The organism is Nonomuraea phyllanthi (assembly GCF_006334985.2).
GTDB lineage: Bacteria > Actinomycetota > Actinomycetes > Streptosporangiales > Streptosporangiaceae > Nonomuraea > Nonomuraea phyllanthi.
The window spans coordinates 1-19,827 of the sequence record NZ_VDLX02000020.1 but is presented as its reverse complement, the minus strand read 5'-3'; the positions used below and the strand labels follow the sequence as shown (position 1 = coordinate 19,827).

Below are 19,827 nucleotides of genomic sequence, written 5' to 3'. Positions count from 1 at the left end.
TCAGCCCAGGCGGTTGTCGGAGCCGCGCGGCCCCTGCCGTACGGACTCGGCCCGGAGCGTGGGCTGCCAGTCGAAGACGTAGCCGCCCTCCATGGGCCCGATGACCACCTCGGCGCCCGCGGTGGCGCCGAGCTTGGCCAGCTCCTCCTCCACCCCGAGCCGTTCGAGCCGGTCGGCGAGGTAGCCCACGGCCTCGTCGTTGCTGAAGTCCGTCTGCCGGATCCACCGCTCCGGCTTCTCGCCGGTGATCTGGAACAGGTTCTCGTTGACCCGCCGTACCCGGAACCCGGCGTCGCCGAGCTGCTTGGGCCTGATGACCAGCCGCGTCGGCTCCTCGACCGGCTTGTTGGCGCGGGCCGCCGCGACCCACTCGCCCATCGCGTACGTCAGCTCCCGCAGCCCGTCGTGCGTGGCGGCCGAGATCGTGAACACCCGCAGCCCCCGCTCCTCGAACTCGGGCGTGACCAGCTCGGCCAGCTCCCGCGCGTCGGGCACGTCGGCCTTGTTCAGCACGACCAGCCGCGGCCGGTCCTCCAGCTTCCCGTACGCGCGCAGCTCCGCCTCGATCACCTCGTAGTCGGTGATCGGGTCGCGGCCCGGCTCCATGGTGGCGCAGTCGATGACGTGCACGAGCATGTCGCACCGCTCCACGTGCCGCAGGAACTCGTGCCCGAGCCCCTTGCCCTGCGAGGCCCCGGGGATCAATCCGGGCACGTCGGCCACGGTGAAGACGGTCTCGCCCGCCGTCACCACCCCCAGGTTGGGGATCAGGGTGGTGAACGGATAATCCGCGATCTTGGGCTTGGCCGCGCTCAGAGCGGCGATCAGCGAGGACTTGCCGGCGCTGGGGAAGCCGACCAGCGCCACGTCCGCGACGCTCTTGAGCTCCAGCATGGCGTCGAGCGAGTCCCCCGGCTCGCCCAGCAGCGCGAACCCGGGCGCCTTGCGCTTGGTGGTGGCCAGCGCCGCGTTGCCGAGCCCGCCGTGGCCGCCCTGGGCGATCACGTACCGCGTGCCGGCGCCCACGAGGTCGACCAGCACCTCGCCGGTGGTGGCGTCCTTGACCACGGTCCCGTTGGGCACGGGCAGGATCACGTCCGCCCCGTTGGCCCCGTCGCGGTGGGAGCCCTGCCCCTGCTTGCCGTTCTGGGCGCTGCGGTGGGGCCGGCGGTGGTAGTCGAGCAGCGTCGCCGTATTGGGGTCGACCTCCAGGATGACGTCGCCGCCGCGCCCGCCGTTGCCGCCGTCGGGGCCGCCGAGCGGCTTGAACTTCTCCCGGTGGATGGAGGCGCACCCGTTCCCCCCGTCACCGGCGCTGATGTGAAGGACCACCTGGTCCACAAAGTCCGGCATCCCGCACTCCTCCACCCCCTCGCGGGGGAACTCGTCGGCGCGGGAGAACCGCGCCCACACAAAAGCAAAGGGGTGGATCGGCGTCGCGATCCACCCCTCAGCAACAAACCCAGGGCCGACGGAGAGAGAAGAACCCTACTCCGCGACGGGGACGATGCTCACGGCCCGACGGCCGCGCTTGGTACCGAACTGCACGTGCCCGGCCGTCAGCGCGAACAGCGTGTCGTCGCCGCCACGCCCCACGTTGTCGCCGGGGTGGAAGTGGGTGCCGCGCTGGCGGACGATGATCTCGCCCGCGTTGACCAGCTGGCCACCGAAGCGCTTGACGCCCAGGCGCTGGGCGTTGGAGTCACGGCCGTTCCGGGTGGACGACGCGCCCTTCTTGTGTGCCATCTCTCAAACTCCCGATCAGGCCTGCTCGATACCGGTGATCTTCACCTGGGTGTACCGCTGGCGGTGACCCTGGCGCTTCTTGTAACCGGTCTTGTTCTTGTACTTGAGGATGCGGATCTTCGGACCCTTGGTCTCGCCGAGGATCTCGGCGCTGACCGTGAACCTACCCGCCTCCGTGGTCACGTCGCCGTCGTTGACGACGAGCACCGTCGGCAGCGAAACCGAAGAGCCGACCTCGCCGGCGACCTTGTCCACCTCGAGGACGTCACCGACGGAGACCTTCTGCTGCCTGCCGCCGCAACGAACGATCGCGTACACCGCGGAACCCTTCTACTGACTCACTGTTGTCTCGTACATCGGCCGCCTCACGGAGAGGCGGCCGCCGAATGCTGCGCCTGTCATTCGGCCTGTCCCAAACCGACGAACCGAGTAAGCGCGCCAACAGGGCACGTCACCTGACGCACCGATTGTCTAGGGTACCGGATCAGTGGTCCCTAGGCGAACCGGACGGAACGTCGGAAGCCCGCCGAGAGCTACTCGGAGGACTTGGCGCGGCGGGAGCGTCGCCGCCCTCTGCCGGAAGTCTGGCTGGCCTGGTCGTCCTCGGCCGGGACGTCTTCAAGCGCACCGGTCACGGTATCACGGCCCGAGGTGTCCTTGGCCGCCGAAACCTTGTCGGCGACCGACTTCTCGACGGCCATCTTCCCCTGCGTGCCGCGCGGCTCCGGCTTGGGCTCGACCGGCTCCGTGGAGACGAGCAGCCCGCGGCCGTTGCAGCACTCACACGGCGTCGAGAACGCCTCCAGCAGCCCCTGACCGACCCGCTTACGGGTCATCTGGACCAGGCCCAGGGAGGTCACCTCGGCCACCTGGTGCTTGGTCCTGTCGCGGGCCAGGCACTCCAGCAGCCGCCGCAGCACCAGGTCGCGGTTGGACTCCAGCACCATGTCGATGAAGTCGATGACGATGATGCCGCCGATGTCACGCAGCCTGAGCTGGCGCACGATCTCCTCGGCCGCCTCCAGGTTGTTCCTGGTGACGGTCTCCTCGAGGTTGCCGCCCTGGCCGGTGAACTTGCCGGTGTTGACGTCGACGACGGTCATGGCCTCCGTACGGTCGATCACCAGCGAGCCGCCGCTGGGCAGCCACACCTTGCGCTCCAGCGCCTTCCCGAGCTGCTCGTCGATCCGGTACGACTCGAACACGTCGCCCTGGTCGCCGTCCCACTTCGACAGGCGCTCGGCCAGGTGCGGCGCGACGTACTTGACGTAGTCGTCGACCGTGTCCCAGGCGTCGGCGCCCTGCACGACCAGGTTGGTGAAGTCCTCGTTGAAGACGTCGCGCACGACCCTGATCGTCAGGTCCGGCTCGGCGGACAGCAGCTCCGGCGGGCTGGCCGACTTGGCCTTCTTCTGGATGTTCTCCCACTGCGCGGACAGCCGCGCCACGTCACGGGCGAGCTCGTCCTCGGACGCGCCCTCGGCGGCGGTACGCACGATCACGCCGGCGTTCTCCGGCATGACCTTCTTCAGGATGCTCTTGAGCCGCGTGCGCTCCTTGTCGGGCAGCTTGCGGCTGATGCCGGTCATCGACCCGTCCGGCACGTACACGAGGTAGCGCCCGGGCAGGCTGATCTGCGACGTGAGCCGGGCACCCTTGTGGCCGATCGGGTCCTTCGTGACCTGCACCAGCACCGACTGCCCCGACTTCAGCGCCGACTCGATGCGCTTCGGCTGGCCTTCGAGACCGGCCGTGTCGAAGTTCACCTCTCCGGCGTACAGGACGGCGTTCCTGCCCTTGCCGATGTCCACGAACGCGGCCTCCATCGAGGGCAGCACGTTCTGGACCTTGCCGAGGTAGACGTTGCCGACGTAGGACTGGCTGGCCTCGCGGTTGACGTAGTGCTCGACGAGGACGCCGTCCTCCAGGACCGCGATCTGCGTACGGTCGCCGTGGCGGCGTACCACCATCATGCGGTCGACGGCCTCGCGGCGGGCCAGGAACTCCGACTCCGTGATGATCGGCGGCCGCCTGCGGCCCAGCTCGCGACCCTCGCGACGGCGCTGCTTCTTGGCCTCCAGCCGGGTGGACCCGCGCACGCTCTGCACGCCGTCCGTCGCGGTGTCGAGCGACGCCGCCCGGCCCGCGCGCGGCGCGCGGATGCGCACCACCGTGTTCGGCGGGTCGTCGCTGGACGGCTCGGTGTCGGTGTCGGAGCCCCGGCGGCGACGGCGACGGCGGCGGCGCGAGGTGGAGCTCTCCTCGTCCTGGGCGCTGTCCTCCGCCTGCTCCTCCTCGGCCTCCTCTTCCTGCTCCTCGCCGTCCTCGGCCTCGTCCCGCTCGCGCGACTTGCCCCGGCCCCGGCCGCCACGCCTGCGGCGACGGCGCCGGCCGCCGCCCTCCTCCTCCTGCTCGTCGGAGGTGTCGACGTCGGTCTCGTCCTCGGTGGCGGTCTCGTCGACCGGCTCCTCGACCTCCTCGGGCTCGGGAGCGGGCTCCGGCTCGGCCTTGCGAGTGACGGCGGGCTTGGCCCTGCTGGGGTCGGGGGCCTGGAACAGCGGCGCGAAGATGGCCGCCGGGCGCTCGAACATGGTGCCCGGCTCGTCCTGCCTGCGCGCGGACAGGCCGAACGGGTCGGCGAGCAGGCTCGGGCGCACGGCGTCCTCGTCGAGGTCCTCGCCCGCGGGCTCGTCGTCCAGCGGTTCGTCCTCGGGCAGGATCTCCAGGATGTCCTCGTCCTCACCGCCGGCCTTCTCGCCCGCACGGACCGCCTCACCGGCGCCACGCGCGGCATCGCCCTCGGCACGGACCGCACCACCAGCGGCACGCGCGGCATCGCCGCCGGCCGGCGCGGCGTCATCCGCACCGCCGGCCGCCGCCGCGTACTCTCCGGCCCCGGCGCCACCGCGTGCGGTGGCCCCCTCGGAGCCGGCCACCGCCCCCGCAGCGCTCTCACCGGCAGCACCGGTCAACGTGCCGGCGGCATCCGTGACGGCTTGGTCCGCACCGGCGACCGGTGCTCCCTCGGCAGCACCAGCGGCTTCGCCCACACCGGCCTCAGCCGACGTGACAGCCTGCTCCGCGTCCGCCTTCTTACGGGTCCTGCGCCGCTTCACCGGCTCGGCAGGAGCCTCGTCCTCGGGGAGCGCTCCCGGGACATCCGGCTGCTCCTCGGCAGCCTTCTTCGTGGTGCGCCGCCGCGCCGTCGTGGCGGTCGACCTCGTACGCGTGGCCCGCTTGGGCTTCTCGGCGACGGCCTCATCGGCCGCCTCCGCGACGGCCGCCTCGACCGGGCTCTCGGGCGCACCGGCCTCCGCCGTCCCCGAAACAGCGCCCGGAGCGGCAGTCGTCGAAGCGGTGCCGGAAACGGGGCCGGAACTGGCCAGAACGCCGGGCGAGGGCTCTCCCGCCGCACGCTGCGCGGCGTTGCTCTGCACTTCCTTCACATCAGCCACGGACGGCGCGGCCTGCGCGGCGACGACCGTGACCGGAACGGCGGCCGGCTCCTCGGGCAACTCCGGCGGGGGACCCGCGGGGCGGCTGGCGGAGCGGCGACGTGGGGTCACCTTGGACTGTTCAGTTGTCTCCCCGTCAGGGCCAATGGCCCCGGCGTTGGGCTCGTTGTCGAGCATGCGGGCGCTCTCCCGTCAGCTCCCGGGCGCGTCGCCGCGCCGCGCAGGAGCCCTCGTGTCTCGTTGTCCGCCGGCGCTCCCGGTGAGGGAGCGCCGGCGCCAAGTCCTGTCAGCGGTCGTTCCCCGCTGTCGCGGGGCACGTCCTTAACCGGCGACGTGCTCACCCGCCGGTCCCGCCTCGCCGCCGCGCGTCGTGTCGCGGTCAAGGCCGAGCGGGTCGGCAAGCGCACCGGTGCTGGCGTCGAGCGGCCCCTGCGCCAGCCTGGTCACCTCGGGGGGAACCGGCGGCGCGAAGTCGGCCACAAGGCGCAGCCCTGTGAGCACATCGTCGGGTCGAACGGCAGGCGTCATGTGCCGAACAACCATGCGCAGTATGACACACGGCTCTCCAAGCACCTGAGCTGCGAATCTCTCTGCTCCCTCGGACACCGCGAGCCCCAGGACGGCCTCCCGCGCGTCGAAGCGGCGGGGGCCCTTCTTGGTGAGGCGCTCGACCTCCACAGTGCCCTCCGCGAGAAACTTCTCCGCCGCCACCTCGGCGAGCTCGCGATCGGCACCGGGCAGCCGCACCTCCCACTCGGAGACCTCCAAGCGGTCGGCCAGCGCCCCAGGACCCGCCTCCACGACGTCGAGCACATCGAGCCCAGGTGGCAGCGACCCGTCAAGGCCCCGCTTGACCTGCTCCGGGTCGCACGGTGTGGTGACACCGATCTCGAGGTATTCGGCTTCGCTGGCGACGCCGGTCGGCGCCGCGCCCGCGTAGGAGATCTTCGGGTGGGGCGAGAAACCCGCGCTGTAGGCCACCGGAATGCCGGCACGGCGGACCGCTCTCTCAACGGCCCGCGAGATGTCGCGGTGGCTGGTGAAGCGCAGGCGGCCGCGCTTGGCGTAACGCACGCGAAGGCGCTGCACCGTGGGCGCGGGCGGAGGCCCTTCGGGAACAGGTTTCAGAGCTTGTCGTCCTTCCCTTGTCAGAGTTCCTTCTTCTCAGGTCCCTTCGTCTCAGGATAAGCCGCGCGGGCGCGTGAACGTGTACGCCGAGGCACGGGCTGCCCACTGAGCGCGCTAGACCACCGTAAGAGGAAGGAGTTTCCGCCCTGTGGGGCCGATTTGAATTTCTGTGCCCATGGTCGGGCAGACACCGCAGTCGTAGCAAGGAGTCCAGCGGCAGTCCTCGACCTCGCCACCGGAAACCGCCTCCTGCCAGTCCTGCCAGAGCCACTCGCGGTCGAGCCCGGCGTCGAGATGGTCCCACGGCAGGACTTCGTTCTCCTCGCGCTCGCGCGTGGTGTACCAGTCGACGTCGACGCCGGCCTGCTCGGCCGCCGCCATCCATCGCTCGTACGAGAAGTGCTCGCTCCAGCCGTCGAACCTGCCGCCGTCCTCCCAGACGGCGCGGATCACGGCGCCGACCCGGCGGTCGCCCCGCGAGAGCAGGCCCTCCACGATCGAGGGCTTGCCGTCGTGGTAGCGGTAGCCGATGGCCCTGCCGTACTCCTTGTCGCCCCTGAGCGAGTCGCGCAGCGCCTTGAGCCGCCGGTCGACCGTCTCGTGGTCGGCCTGGCCGGCCCACTGGAACGGCGTGTGCGGCTTGGGCACGAAGCCGCCGATGGAGACCGTGCAGCGGATGTCGCGGCTGCCGGTCGCCTCGCGGCCCGCCTTGATGACCTTCTTGGCGAGGTCGGCGATGCCCATCACGTCCTCGTCCTGCTCGGTGGGCAGCCCGCACATGAAGTAGAGCTTGACCTGGCGCCACCCCTGCGAGTAGGCCGTGGTGACGGTGCGGATCAGGTCTTCCTCGGTGACCATCTTGTTGATCACCTTGCGCATGCGCTCGGAGCCGCCCTCGGGCGCGAACGTCAGGCCCGAGCGCCTGCCGTTCCTGGAGAACTCGTTGGCCAGGTCGATGTTGAACGCGTCGACCCTGGTCGAGGGCAGTGACAGCGAGGTGTTGGTGCCTTCGTAGCGGTCGGCCAGGCCCTTGGCGATGTCGCCGATCTCGGAGTGGTCGGCCGACGACAGCGACAGCAGGCCGACCTCGTTGAAGCCGGACTCCTTGACGCCGTTGTCGACCATGGCGCCGATCGTGGTGATCGAGCGCTCCCGGACCGGACGCGTGATCATGCCCGCCTGGCAGAACCTGCAGCCGCGGGTGCAGCCGCGGAAGATCTCCACGCTGAACCGCTCATGCACCGTCTCGGCCAGCGGGACCAGCGGTTTCTTCGGGTAGGGCCACTCGTCGAGGTCCATCACGGTGTGCTTGTGCACCCGCCACGGCACGTCGGCCCTGTTGGGCGCGACCCGCTTGATACGACCGTCGGGGTGATAGTCCACGTCGTAGAACTTCGGGACATAGACCCCGCCGGACTCGGCGAGCCGCATGAGCAGCTCGTCCCGTCCTCCTGGTCTTCCCTCGGCCTTCCACTCGCGGATCACCTCGCTGATCGCGATGGAGATCTGCTCGCCGTCGCCGAGCACGGCCGCGTCGAGGAAGTCGGCGATCGGCTCGGGATTGAAGGCCGCGTGGCCGCCGGCGAGCACGATCGGATCGTCCTCGCCCCGGTCGGCCGCGACGAGCGGGATGCCCGCGAGGTCGAGCGCGGTCAGCATGTTGGTGTAGCCGAGCTCGGTCGAGAACGACACCCCGAACACGTCGAAGGCGCGCACCGGCCGGTGCGCGTCGACGGTGAACTGCGGGACGCCCTCGGCCCGCATGAGCGCCTCGAGATCCGGCCAGACCGCGTAGGTGCGCTCGGCCAGCGTGCCGGGCAGCTCGTTGAGGATCTCGTACAGGATCGCCACGCCCTGGTTGGGCAGGCCGACCTCATAGGCGTCCGGATACATCAGCGCCCATCGCACGTCGGCGGAGTCCCAGTCCTTGACGGTCGAGTTGAGCTCACCTCCGACGTACTGGATGGGCTTCTGCACCTTGGGCAGCAGCGCTTCCAGGCGGTGGAAAATCGACTCGACAGGCATACGTCAAGGGTAGCGGCGATCGAACGCCGACAGGCCCGCCACCACCCACACCCACGGGCGGCAACTCCTGAACCCCCACCATCGTGGGGCGAAGTGCGGCGTATGACGGGTGTGGTCGAGTCTCGCCAGGCTGCTCCGGCGTCCGCGTTCCCCTCAACCCGAGCCGCGCACCTCGGATAAACCCGCACACAGACCTAGTTGAACGACTGTCTTCGCACCCTGATGGCCTGCAGAAGCCCGATCGCGATCAGATTGGCGAACGTGGCCGTACCGCCGTACGACACGAACGGCAGCGGCAGGCCCGTGATCGGCATGATGCCGATCGTCATCCCCACATTGACGAACGCCTGGAACGCGAACCAGCACACGATCGTCCCGGCCACCAGCGTCCCGAACCGGTCGTCGCAGTGCCTGGCGATCTGGAGCCCGCGGATCAGCACCACCCCGAGCAGCAGCACGACCGTCACGGACCCCAGGAAGCCGAACTCCTCCCCCGCCACCGTGAAGATGAAGTCGGTGTGCTGCTCGGGCACGAACCTGCCGGTCGTCTGCCCGCCGCCCAGCAGTCCCTTGCCCAGGAGCTGCCCCGACCCGATCGCGATCATCGACTGGGTGCTGTTGTAGCCGACCCCGCGCGGGTCGACGCTCGGATCGACGAACGCCGTGAACCTCGCCACCTGGTACGGCTCGAGCAGCTGGAAATAGAACACCGCGAACACCCCGGCACCCGCCACCACGGCCAGCGCCGCGATCCACCGCTTGCGCACCCCCGCGACGACGAGCCCGGAGGCTGTGATCACCGCCAGCACCAGCGCCGTCCCGAGGTCGGGCTGGAGCATCACCAGCCCCATCGTGACGAACGCGGCGATGAGCGCCAGCCAGATGTCCAGCGCCCGCGGCCGATCGCTGCCCTCGGCCGGCTGCGCCAGTAGCATCGCGATGATCAGCAGGAGCCCGACCTTGGCGAACTCCGACGGCTGCACCGCGAAACCCCCGCCGAGCAGGATCCACGAATGCGACCCGTTGATCGTCGCGCCCAGCGGCGTGATGACCAGCCCCAGGCCTATCAACGACATCAGGAACACCAGCGGCGCGTACGCCCGCATCGCCCGGTGGTCGACCGTGGCCACCACCGCGCACACCACTATGCCGAGGGTCTCGTTCAGAATGTGCTTCTTGACCAGGCCGGTGGACCCGGGCGCCCATGTCCTGGTGGACGACCAGACGAGCAGCGTGCCGATAACGCTCAGCCCGGCCACCGCGACCAGCATCAACGCGTCGAGCCTGCGCACCGCCGAGTTCTCGGCAGTCACGCGCCTTAGCAGCGAGGGCCGCCGGATGGCCGCCGTCCGATCGATCACCTCCGGCCCCCTGTCTCACGATCCGGGCAGCCGACGAGCCAGCCGACCGCACATCCGATCACCCACCCGGCCGCACAGCCGACCACCCACCGCCCCAGCCCACGCCCGACGGACGACCGCCCCGATCCACACCCAACGGGCAACCGTCTCAGTGCACGTCCAACGGGCAACCGTCTCAATGCGCGTCCAACAGGCAATCGACCCAACCCACGTCCAACGGACACCGGTCTCAGCCCACGTCCGTCCGGCACCCGCCGCCCGAGCCGGCCGCTACCCGCCCCATGCCCGCTCAGCACCCGTCGCACAAGCCGACCGCCACCGCCCTCATGCCCGCCCAACACCCGGCCCCTGATCTGACCACCACCACCGGCCCACGGCTTCCCAGCAGACGTGGGACGCGCTGCCACCGAGCCGCCACATCGCCACCGCAACCCGCCGGCGCCCGCCTCCGCACCGTCATGGCCCTGCTCCACACCACCGTCGATCGGCCCGCAGCCACCGGCAAAGGGCTCAGCACCAGCATCAAGCAAGGCAGCACCACCACCAGGCGCATGACCACCAGTCGGCACTGCAACACCACCAACCGACACAGCATCACCAACCGACACGGCACTACCAACCGGCGCGGCATCATGCACCGCCATCGGTCCACCAACCGATGTCACTCCACCAACCGGTGTCATTCCAGCAACCGGCGTCGTTCCAGCAGCAGCCTGCGCAGCACCATGGCCAACCGGATGGATTTCGGCGCGGGGCCTCGCCTTCCAGCGACCCCTACCCTTGGGCAAGCATCGCCCGCCATCGCGAAGGCCCGCCCAAGGCGCAGGGGTGATCATTGCCCCTCCACCGTTCCGTCAGGCGCGAACTGGGGCAGCCTCGTCGTGAGCTTCCCTCCGGGCACGGCCGGAGGCCGCTTGATGCCGTAGATCCCCTCGTAGATCTCCCGCGCGGCAGGCGCCGCCGTCTGCGCGCCCTGCCCGCCCTGCGAGACCATGACCACGACGACGTACTGCGGGTTCTTCGTCGGCGCGAAGGAGGCGAACCACGAGGTGTCCTGCTTGCCCCACACCTCCGCGGTACCGGTCTTGCCGCCGATGCGCACCTTGTTCATCGGGAACCCGGCGAAGGCGCCCGCCGCGGTGCCGTCGGAGGGGACGTCGCTCAGCGCGTCCTTGATGTAGTGGCGCTCCTTCTCGTTGAGCGGCAGCTTGCCGACCACCGGCACCGGGATGGTCTTGACCACGGTGCCGTCGGGCCGCACCAGCGCCCACCCGATGCGCGGGCTGCGCACCTTCCCGTCGCTCACCAGCGCCGCGTACGCCCGCGCCAGCTGCATCGGTGTCACCAGCACGTCGCCCTGGCCGATGGAGAAGTTGGCCGAGTCACCCGGCCGCAGCAGGAAGCCTTCGGTGCAGTTCTCCAGCGCGAGCCGCTTGAGGAAGTCGGCCCGCGCCCGGTCCTTGACCTCCGGATAGCCTTTGCGCGACCGCTCGCAGCTCACGTCGTGGGTGGCGTTCCACAGGTTCTTCTTCCAGGCCCGGTCGGGAATGCGCCCCGAGGACTCGCCAGGCAGGTCGACCCCGGTCGGGGCGCCGAACCCGAACGACCGGGCGGTGTTGGCGAACACCTCCTTGGGCACCTTCTTGGGATTGCGCCCGCCGTCCTTGAGATACTGCTCGTACGCCGCCTTGTAGAAGATCGTGTCGCACGACTTGACCAGCGCCATGTGCAGGCTGAGCGTGCCCAGGGGAATGCCGCGGAAGCCGCTGAAGGCCCGGCCGCCCACCATCACGGAGCCGGGGCAGTCGTACTTGCCGTTCAGCGGGTATCCGGCCCGCAGCATCGACGCCACCGACGAGATCTTGAACGTCGAACCGGGCGCGAACTGGCCGTTGATGGCACGCGACACGAGCGGCTTGCCTGACTTATCCGACATCAACCACTGATAGCCGCGCGCCGAGATGCCGCCCGCCCAGATCGCCGGGTCGTACCCGGGCGCGCTGGCCAGCGCCACCACCCGTGCCGTACGCGCGTCGAGCACCACCGCCGCGCCGCCGTCGGCCGCCGGCGCCGACTTCATCGCTCTGGCCAGCGCCTTCTCCACCACGGCCTGCACCCGCGAGTCGATGCTGGTCACCAGATGGTCGCCCGGAACGGGAGCGGTCTGCTCCTCCACCCCGAGCGCCTTGCCCATCCTGTCGACCTGCACCCTGCGCAGTCCCGACTTGCCACGCAGCGCCTCGTCGTAGACGTACTCGAGCCCGTCCCGGCCGACCAGGTCGACCCCGGAGAAGCTGGCCTTGAGCCCCTCGCGCTTCTCCAGCTCGGCCTCGGTGACCGGCTGCAGGTAGCCGAGCATCTGCGCCCCGGCCCGCCCGCCGGGGTACTGCCTGACGGAGTGGACCTCCGCCGTCACCCCGGGAAACTCCTCCTGCCGCTCCAGGATCTGCAGCGCCTCACGCGTGTCGACCTTCTCGTCCAGCGGAACCGCCTGGTACGGCGAGCCCGTCCAGCACGGCTTGGAGACCCCCGGCCCGCACGGCGTGATGCGCTGCTGCAGCTCCGCGACCGGCCTGCCGAGCACCGCCGACAGCTTGCGCAGCACCTTCATGCCGCCGTCGGGCATCCTGGTCAGCCTGGTCCGATCCACCGACACGACCAGCGCGGTCTTGTTACGGACCAGCGGCCGCCCGTGCGAGTCGAGGATCTGCCCGCGCACCGCCGGGACGATCACCGTGCGCGTCCTCGTCTCCGTGGCCCGCGTCACGAACTCGTGCCCGCGCACCACCTGCACCTGCCACAGGCGCACGGCGAGCACGACGAGCATCGTCACCACGAGCACGTGCAACACCAGCAGCCTGGCCCGCATCCTCATCATGTCGAGTACCCCGCCTCCCTGCCCCGCGTCGTCAGCCAGATCACGATGGGGGAGACGAGCAGGGTGTAGACGACGGTGACCGGCACCCGCTCGGTCAACGCGGCCACCGTCACCCGGGGATCGGAGACCAGCCCGACCACGAGCGCCGCGAGCAGGGGCGCGATCAGCACGCACAGCACCACGGTGGTCACGGGCCCGCCCGCGCCGCGCCCCGCCACGTAGCCGACCACGGCCAGCGCGAACGCGTACTGTCCCACGAGGTGAGCGCTGGGAGGCATGATGTCGACGAGCAGCCCGGCACAGAAACCGAGCACCGCCCCGTGCTGCGCGCCCCGCCCCAGGGCCGCCCCGATCACGGCCAGCAGCACCAGGTCAGGGGCTCCCCCGCCGGGCAGGGGCAGCCGGTTGACCAGCATGACCTGTGCGAGCAAGGCCAGCACCACGGAGAGCCCGCCGATCACCGCGCCCCCTCCCGCACGCCCCATCCCCCGTCAGCGGGAGCGACCACCCGCCCACCGCCCCGACCGGCGAGCCGCTCAGCACCGCGACCGGTCGCCCGTGTCGAGGGGCGCTCACCCTGGAGGGCCGACCGCTCCCAGGCCAGGCCAGACGCCGCCACAACCGCTCTCACGCACCCGCCACACCCAAGCCGCCTGGACCGATTCACCACGCCGTACCGCGCACCCACACACCCGTCACAGCTCCGGCAGGCGCCTCTTGCGCCGTGCCCTCCCGGCGGCAGGAGCCGCGCCCCACGCCGCCCGCCGATCACCGCGATCCCTCCTTGGCGGGCAGCACGGCGTCACGTGGATCCCGCTTGGGCGCCGCCACCACCACGCCCACCACGTCGAGCGCCGTCAGATCGGCGTACGGCCGGGCGTACGCGATGCGGGTCAGCTCCCCCGGCGTCGACTCCACCCGCTCGATCACCCCGACCGGCACCCCCGGCACGTACGGGCTGCCGTTCTGCGAGCCGAAGCTGACGATCCGCGCACCCCTGGTCAGCGGGGCAGTGGAGTCGAGGAGCCGGAACTGAACGAGCCGCCCGTGCTCCCCCACCCCGTGCACCACGCCGATCTCCTTGCCGCCCTCCAGCCGTGCCCCGACCGCCAGGGCGGGATCGCTGAGCAGCACCACCGTCGAGGTGTCAGAGGACGTGCGGACCACCCGCCCGACCAGCCCGCCGCCGCTGAGGACGGTCATCTCCGTGCGGATGCCGTCGTTGGTGCCCGCGTCGATCTGCACGGCGTCCTCGAAGCCCGGCAGCCCGCGTCTGGCGACCACGTTGGCGGGCACCACCTTGTAGCCGCCCGCGCCCGCCAGGCCGAGCATCTGCTTGAGCTCCTTCGACCGGCTGCTGTCGAGCTTGCTGGCGAGCATCTCCGCGCGCAGCCGGGCGTTCTCCTCCTTGAGCGCCTCGATGCGCTCCTGAGCGCCCGGCGCGCCGACGAGGGCGCGCACGAACCCACCGACGGGCCGCACCAGCACACCGCCGAACTGCTCCGCCGTGCCGAACACGTAGGCCGCGGCAGCCCGCAGGGGCTTCAGCGGCGAACTGGTGCCGGTGCGGTGGTCGACGGTCAGGATGACCAGGGCCGCCATCAGCAGCGCTCCGAGGATCAGCCGGGCACGGCTCGAATCTCTCATCAGTGCCGCGACTCCGGCACCAGGACCTGCTGGAGCGCCTCGAACTCCTCGGCGCACTTGCCGGAGCCGATGGCGACCGAGTCGAGCGCGTTCTCGACCAGGTGCACGGGCATGCCCGTCTCGGCCTTGACCCGCTCGTCCAGCCCCTTGAGGAGGGCTCCCCCGCCGGTGAGCGCGATGCCGCGGTCCATGATGTCGCCGGACAACTCGGGCGGGCACTTGTCGAGCGTGGTCTTGACCGCGTCGACGATCGCGTTGACCGGCTCCTCGATCGCCTTCCTGACCTCCGCGCTCGACACGATGATGGTCTTGGGCAGCCCGCTGACCAGGTCGCGCCCGCGGATCTCCGCGTGCGTCTCCTCACCGTCAGGGCCCGCCGAACCGATGGCGATCTTGATCTCCTCGGCGGTGCGCTCGCCGAGCATCAGCGAGAACTCCTTCTTGGCGAACGAGATCACCGCCTGGTCGAGCTCGTCGCCGCCGATCCTGATCGACTGGCTCGTGACCACGCCGCCCATCGAGATGATCGCCACCTCGGTGGTGCCGCCGCCGATGTCGACCACCATGTTGCCGGTCGGCTCGTGCACCGGCAGGCCCGCGCCGATGGCGGCCGCCATGGGCTCCTCGACGATGTAGACCTTCCTTGCGCCGGCCTGGTAGCCGGCCTCCTTCACCGCGCGTTGCTCGACGCTGGTGATGCCACTGGGCACGGCGATGATGATGCGCGGCTTGGCGAAGTGTCGGCGGCGATGCACCCGTTGGATGAAATAGCGCAACATCCTCTCGGTCACGTCGAAGTCGGCGATCACGCCGTCCTTGAGTGGCCGTACGGCGACGATGTTGCCGGGTGTCCTGCCGATCATGCGCTTGGCCTCGATGCCGACAGCCACGATCTTTCCACTGGCGGTGTTGATCGCAACGACTGAAGGCTCGTTGAGCACGATGCCCCGGCCGCGCACGTAGACCAGCGTGTTGGCGGTGCCCAGGTCGACCGCCATGTCGCGGCCGAGGAACGCGAGCTTGCTGCCCATGGGGAACGGAGCCCTCCGTAACGTCGTTAGCGAGTGACTACGGATCGAATTCGAATCGTAACGTGACGTACCCACCGATGCGCGCAATGAGCCCTCGCGCCCCACAAAAATCTCCAGCCCCTACCTCAACCGCAATTTTGCCCGGATTGCACCACAACACCCGATCGCTTGCTGGACCGCTCCAAAACGCCCATCCGCACGGCCATCTCTTCCCGCCTCACGCGCCGGCGTCGCCGACCCTACGGGGAACGACCGACAAAACCGTGTCCCCGTCACTCTCACGGAACGACACGGCGCGCCAAGACCCTGCCAACATACGGCAGGTGGCCGACAAAAAGCGTGCGCCCGCGCGGCAAGAAGCCGCACGGGCGCAACAGGACCAGCCGGAATCGGCTAGAAACGGTCAGGGAAGAAGATCTTGATCTCCCTGGCGGCCGACTCGGGCGAGTCGGAGCCGTGGACGACGTTTTCGCTGATCTCGAGTGCGTGGTCGCCGCGGATGGTGCCGGGCGCCGACTTGACCGGGTCGGTGAGGCCGGCCAGAGCGCGGAACGCCTCGACGGCCCGCGGGCCCTCGAGCACCATGGCGACGAGCGGCCCGGAGGTGATGAACTCGACCAGCTCGCCGAAGAACGGACGCTCGGAGTGCTCGGCGTAGTGGGCCTTGGCGGTGTCGGCGTCGAGGGTGCGCAGGTCCATCGCCACGACCTTGAGGCCCTTGCGCTCCACGCGCGAGATCACGTCACCGATGAGGCCGCGCTTAACCCCGTCGGGCTTGATCAGGACAAGAGTGCGCTCGGACACTTGGAGTTCTCCTTTGAACAGAGTGAGGATCGCGGTCACGGGCGCCGGGCCCGGCCGCGCGGACGCTTCGCGGGGGACGGGCCCACGCGTCGCCGTGGCTCGGGCCTCAGCTTACCGTCCCGCGCCGCCACCCTCGTTTCCCTGTACGGCAAGGGGCTTACGACGGTCCGGGGTCCTCAGGCGAGTGTCCCTGCGGCGGCACGGCGGGCAACCGCCCGTCCTCAGCCTCACCCCTCGGCGACCGGCCCGCTTCGCCATCACCCCTCGGCGACCGGCCCGCTTCGCCATCGCGCCTCGACGACCGGCCCGCCTTGCCGTCACTCACCGACGACCGGCCTGCCTCGGCGTTGCCCTCCGGCGGCGTGCCCGGCGGCCGGACCGCCTTGCCGTCGCCCCACTGCCGCGCGCCGGATGCATCCGCCGCCGAGGACTCGGCTCCAAAGGCGGACTCGGCTCCGAAGGCGATCGGTCCGTCCTCGGCCGGCACGTCGTCATCGATCTCCCCGGCCGTCACCACCGGGCCCGCGCAGGGAACATGCGCCACGGCCTTCGCGGCCTTCCGTGCCATCAGCGCGGTCAGCGCGATCATCACGACGACGAAGAACCCGCCCACCAGCGCCCACGCATGCAGCGCGCCTACGAAGCTGTCGACCAGCTCCTGAACCGACGAGACGCCGTCCAGCACCGCCATCTGCACGCCCGTACCCAGGAGGAACCCCGCCAGCACCCCCGCGAGCCCCAGTGACAGCCCGAACACCGCCGCCCCGATGGCGACCTCCTCCAGCGCCGACGTCAGCGCCACCGCAGCCCCCACCGCCATCAGCGAGAACGGCACCACCAGCACCAGCCCGTCAGCCGACGGCACCAGCAGGCGCACCGAGCACAATCCGGCCACCATGGCGAGCAGCCCCAGAGGCGCCCGCCAGCGCGCGGAAGGCCGCCCGAGCCTGCGCACCGTCACCGACGCGCCCACGGCGAGCACGGCCGCCACGCCGTACGGCGCCCAGAGCCCGTTCAGCCCCGGACCGCCGAGCCCGCCCATCTCGACCATCGTCATCTGCGCCGCGCTGGGCAGCAGCACGACCCCGACGGCCACCATGGTGTACGCGAGCGTGCGGCTCTCCACCGTGCCGATCGAGGCCAGCGCCAGCAGCGCGACGAGCGCCACTACCGCCAGCGCGATCACCGGGATCGCCCGCCACCCCTCGGTCGCTGTGGCGACCCCGACCACCGCTATGCCGGCGGCGGGCACGGCGGCCAGCAGCAGCCGGTTGCGCTCGCCGTCGTCGAGCCCCGGCGCGGCGTGGACGCCGAGCAGGAGCCACACGATCACGTACGCGCCCGCCAGCGCGAGCGCGATGCCGGTCAGCAGCGGATAGGGCTGCAGCGTGATCTTCCAGCTGTGTGCCTGGTCGAGCGGCCAGAGCGCCAGCGCCTGGGCGGCGAGCAGGCTCAGGCTGAACACGCCCACCCACAGCGCGCGCAGCACCGGCGAACGGCTCCACACCGCGGTCAGTGTGGCCGGGATGATGAGCCCCGCGCCCACGCCGCGCAGCACCCGCACGACTCCGACAACGAACTCGGAGCCCGCGTAGCCACCCGCCACGTCGGACAGGGCCACCAGCACCAGGCCGCCGAGCAGGACGTGGACCACCGAGACGCGCCGCAGCGCGGCGGCCGCGAGCGGCACGGTCAGCATCAGCGCGGGGAGGGCGAGCCCGTGCGTGCGCATCAGCCCGACCTGGTCGGCGTCACCGGGCAGAAGCTTGGCGACGACGGAGAGCGTGTTGGGGATGGTGACGACGGCCAGCGGCAGCGCGGCGACGACGAGGAGCCCGAGTGTCACGTCGAGCAGCCACGGCCACCTGAGGCCGGCCGACCGTTGGATCGGGAGGACGGTCATGGACCGACCTTAGCGGAATGTAGCGCCCTCGACACGCCGAGCGACGACAATCGCCGTGATCCACAGCGCGGTGAAGATCACGCCCAGGAAGAACATGGTCGGTACGAGGAAACCCGTGCAGATCGCCAGCACCTGGACGACGCTGCCCAGGATGTAGCCGAACGGCTTCTTGAGCAGGCCGGCGGCCACCACGCACAGCACGGCCAGGCCGATGCCGGCGGTCACGGCCAGCCCCGGCGCGACGCCGCCGACCGCGATCGCCACCGGCGTGATCAGGCCGGCCACGATGGCCTCCATGCCGAGCACGCTGGCGCCCAACCGGCGCATGCCTGGAGTGACCTGGAAATTCATCGCGAACCATCCGCTTTGAGCAGTTGCCGTGCGTCGCCCGCCGTGACGACCGACCCGGTGATCAAGACGCCCGTGCCGCTGAACTCGCCCGCGGCGTCCGCGATGCCGATGCCCCGATCGATGGCGTCGTCGAGGCGGTCGACGACATGGACGCGGTCCTCCCCGAACAGCGGCCCGGCCAGCGCCGCCAGCTCCTCGGGCGGCATCGACCTGGGCGAGGAGTTACGCGTGACGATGATCTCGTCGACGATGGGCTCGAGCAGGTCCAGCAGCGCGGCGACGTCCTTGTCGCGCATGACCGCGACGACCCCGATGACCTTGGCGAAGTCGAACGCCTCGTGCAGACCCTCCAGAGTGGCCTGCATGCCGCCGGGATTGTGGGCCGCGTCGATGACGACCGTCGGCGTGCGCCGGACGACCTCCATCCGCCCCGGCGAGGACGCCTGCGCGAACGCCTGTCGTACGAGATCGACGTCGAGCGGGTCGTCGCCACCGGTCAGCGCCTCGACGGCGGCCAGCGCGCAGACGGCGTTGCTCGCCTGGTGAGCGCCGTAGAGCGGCAGGTAGACCTCGTCGTAGACGCCCTTGAGCCCGCGCAGCGTGAGCAGCTGCCCGCCGATCGCCACCTCGCGGCCGAGCACGCCGAACTCGAGCCCCTCGCGGGCCACGACGGCACCGACATCGGCGGCCCGCCGCATCAGCACCTCCGCCGCCGCCAGCTCCTGCTGCGCGAACACCGCGGTGGCACCGGGCTTGATGATGCCCGCCTTCTCGCCAGCGATGCTCGGGATGTCGGGGCCGAGCCGGTCGGTGTGGTCGAGCGAGATGGGCGTGACGACGGAGACGGTGCCGTCGGCCACGTTGGTGGCGTCCCAGGAGCCACCCATGCCGGCCTCGATCACGGCGACGTCGACCGGCGTGTCGGCGAACGCGGCGAACGCCATGGCGGTCAGCAGCTCGAAGAACTGGATGCGCCGCCGCCCCTGGCTGTCGGCCAGGTCGACGAAGGGCATGATCTCCTCGTAGACCTCGGCGAACCGCTCCTCACTCAGCGGCTCGCCGTCCACCGTGATCCGCTCCCGCACCGACACGAGGTGCGGGCTGGTGAACCGGCCCACCCTGAGGTTGCGCTCTTTCAGCAGCGCCTCGGTGAGGCGCGCCGTGCTCGTCTTGCCGTTGGTGCCGGCGATGTGTATGACGGGGTACGCCCGCTGCGGCGAACCCAGCAGGTCGAGAAGGGCCGCGATCCTGTCGAGCGTCGGCTCGAAATCCCACTCGACGCCGCGCTCCATGATCGCGCGTTCCACGGCACGATAATCCACACCACAACCCTACTGACCGCCGGCGGCGGTCCCGACCGTGGGCGCACACAAAAAAGGGGGTCCGACGCGCAAGGCGTCGAACCCCCTCCAAAGATTGTCCGGCGGTGACCTACTCTCCCACACCCTCCCGAGTGCAGTACCATCGGCGCAGAGAAGCTTAACTTCCGGGTTCGGAA

Annotated in this window: 15 protein-coding genes and 1 rRNA gene; all 16 read right to left on the bottom strand. The window is 70.5% G+C overall.

What is annotated here, in order from left to right:
• Entirely contained in the window at nucleotides 1-1,353 is a 1,353-nt protein-coding gene (gene obgE, locus FH608_RS39535) for a GTPase ObgE (protein ID WP_139635553.1), read from the bottom strand.
• A gap of 135 nt (nucleotides 1,354-1,488) precedes the next feature.
• The gene (rpmA, locus tag FH608_RS39530; RefSeq protein ID WP_068925700.1) at nucleotides 1,489-1,746 is read right to left on the bottom strand and encodes a 50S ribosomal protein L27; all 258 of its coding nucleotides are present in this window, start codon (nucleotides 1,744-1,746) and stop codon (nucleotides 1,489-1,491) included.
• 15 nt (nucleotides 1,747-1,761) lie between these two features.
• Nucleotides 1,762-2,064, bottom strand: a complete 303-nt coding sequence (gene rplU / locus FH608_RS39525) for a 50S ribosomal protein L21 (RefSeq protein ID WP_139635552.1) — start codon at nucleotides 2,062-2,064, stop codon at nucleotides 1,762-1,764.
• Between the two features lie 215 nt (nucleotides 2,065-2,279).
• Nucleotides 2,280-5,378, bottom strand: a complete 3,099-nt coding sequence (locus FH608_RS39520; RefSeq protein ID WP_226900305.1) for an Rne/Rng family ribonuclease — start codon at nucleotides 5,376-5,378, stop codon at nucleotides 2,280-2,282.
• A 144-nt stretch (nucleotides 5,379-5,522) separates the two neighbouring features.
• Nucleotides 5,523-6,275, bottom strand: coding sequence for a TIGR03936 family radical SAM-associated protein (locus FH608_RS39515; RefSeq protein WP_264372941.1), 753 nt, complete (start codon nucleotides 6,273-6,275; stop codon nucleotides 5,523-5,525).
• Between the two features lie 168 nt (nucleotides 6,276-6,443).
• Nucleotides 6,444-8,354 (bottom strand): TIGR03960 family B12-binding radical SAM protein, encoded by a 1,911-nt coding sequence (locus FH608_RS39510; RefSeq protein WP_139635550.1) that lies wholly within the window; start codon nucleotides 8,352-8,354, stop codon nucleotides 6,444-6,446.
• A 194-nt stretch (nucleotides 8,355-8,548) separates the two neighbouring features.
• Entirely contained in the window at nucleotides 8,549-9,667 is a 1,119-nt protein-coding gene (rodA, locus tag FH608_RS39505; RefSeq protein WP_226900304.1) for a rod shape-determining protein RodA, read from the bottom strand.
• An 880-nt stretch (nucleotides 9,668-10,547) separates the two neighbouring features.
• Nucleotides 10,548-12,593 (bottom strand): penicillin-binding protein 2, encoded by a 2,046-nt coding sequence (mrdA, locus tag FH608_RS39500; RefSeq protein ID WP_139635548.1) that lies wholly within the window; start codon nucleotides 12,591-12,593, stop codon nucleotides 10,548-10,550.
• Nucleotides 12,590-13,054 (bottom strand): rod shape-determining protein MreD, encoded by a 465-nt coding sequence (gene mreD / locus FH608_RS39495; RefSeq protein ID WP_139635547.1) that lies wholly within the window; start codon nucleotides 13,052-13,054, stop codon nucleotides 12,590-12,592. Before mreD ends, mrdA begins: the two co-directional genes overlap by 4 nt.
• Nucleotides 13,055-13,361: 307 nt before the next feature.
• Nucleotides 13,362-14,240 (bottom strand): rod shape-determining protein MreC, encoded by an 879-nt coding sequence (mreC, locus tag FH608_RS39490; protein ID WP_139635546.1) that lies wholly within the window; start codon nucleotides 14,238-14,240, stop codon nucleotides 13,362-13,364.
• The gene (locus FH608_RS39485; protein WP_139635545.1) at nucleotides 14,240-15,271 is read right to left on the bottom strand and encodes a rod shape-determining protein; all 1,032 of its coding nucleotides are present in this window, start codon (nucleotides 15,269-15,271) and stop codon (nucleotides 14,240-14,242) included. Before FH608_RS39485 ends, mreC begins: the two co-directional genes overlap by 1 nt.
• 393 nt (nucleotides 15,272-15,664) lie before the next feature.
• Entirely contained in the window at nucleotides 15,665-16,075 is a 411-nt protein-coding gene (gene ndk, locus FH608_RS39480) for a nucleoside-diphosphate kinase (protein ID WP_139635544.1), read from the bottom strand.
• 157 nt (nucleotides 16,076-16,232) lie between these two features.
• Nucleotides 16,233-17,978 carry a hypothetical protein gene (locus tag FH608_RS39475; RefSeq protein ID WP_139635543.1) on the bottom strand — a complete coding sequence of 582 codons (1,746 nt, stop codon included), beginning with the start codon at nucleotides 17,976-17,978 and terminating at the stop codon, nucleotides 16,233-16,235.
• A gap of 9 nt (nucleotides 17,979-17,987) precedes the next feature.
• Nucleotides 17,988-18,329 (bottom strand): DUF4233 domain-containing protein, encoded by a 342-nt coding sequence (locus tag FH608_RS39470; RefSeq protein ID WP_139635542.1) that lies wholly within the window; start codon nucleotides 18,327-18,329, stop codon nucleotides 17,988-17,990.
• Nucleotides 18,326-19,621 carry a bifunctional folylpolyglutamate synthase/dihydrofolate synthase gene (locus tag FH608_RS39465; RefSeq protein ID WP_139635687.1) on the bottom strand — a complete coding sequence of 432 codons (1,296 nt, stop codon included), beginning with the start codon at nucleotides 19,619-19,621 and terminating at the stop codon, nucleotides 18,326-18,328. Before FH608_RS39465 ends, FH608_RS39470 begins: the two co-directional genes overlap by 4 nt.
• Before the next feature lie 126 nt (nucleotides 19,622-19,747).
• Nucleotides 19,748-19,827, bottom strand: a 5S ribosomal RNA gene (rrf, locus tag FH608_RS39460); the annotation flags it as partial.

Coding starts and splice junctions, on each gene's coding strand:
- obgE (WP_139635553.1), bottom strand. CDS start 1,353: ATGCCGGACTTTGTGGACCAGGTGGTCCTTCACATCAGCGCCGGTGAC.
- rpmA (WP_068925700.1), bottom strand. CDS start 1,746: ATGGCACACAAGAAGGGCGCGTCGTCCACCCGGAACGGCCGTGACTCC.
- FH608_RS39520 (WP_226900305.1), bottom strand. CDS start 5,378: ATGCTCGACAACGAGCCCAACGCCGGGGCCATTGGCCCTGACGGGGAG.
- FH608_RS39510 (WP_139635550.1), bottom strand. CDS start 8,354: ATGCCTGTCGAGTCGATTTTCCACCGCCTGGAAGCGCTGCTGCCCAAG.
- mrdA (WP_139635548.1), bottom strand. CDS start 12,593: ATGATGAGGATGCGGGCCAGGCTGCTGGTGTTGCACGTGCTCGTGGTG.
- mreC (WP_139635546.1), bottom strand. CDS start 14,240: ATGAGAGATTCGAGCCGTGCCCGGCTGATCCTCGGAGCGCTGCTGATG.
- FH608_RS39485 (WP_139635545.1), bottom strand. CDS start 15,271: ATGGGCAGCAAGCTCGCGTTCCTCGGCCGCGACATGGCGGTCGACCTG.
- FH608_RS39475 (WP_139635543.1), bottom strand. CDS start 17,978: ATGACCGTCCTCCCGATCCAACGGTCGGCCGGCCTCAGGTGGCCGTGG.
- FH608_RS39470 (WP_139635542.1), bottom strand. CDS start 18,329: ATGAATTTCCAGGTCACTCCAGGCATGCGCCGGTTGGGCGCCAGCGTG.
- FH608_RS39465 (WP_139635687.1), bottom strand. CDS start 19,621: ATGGAGCGCGGCGTCGAGTGGGATTTCGAGCCGACGCTCGACAGGATC.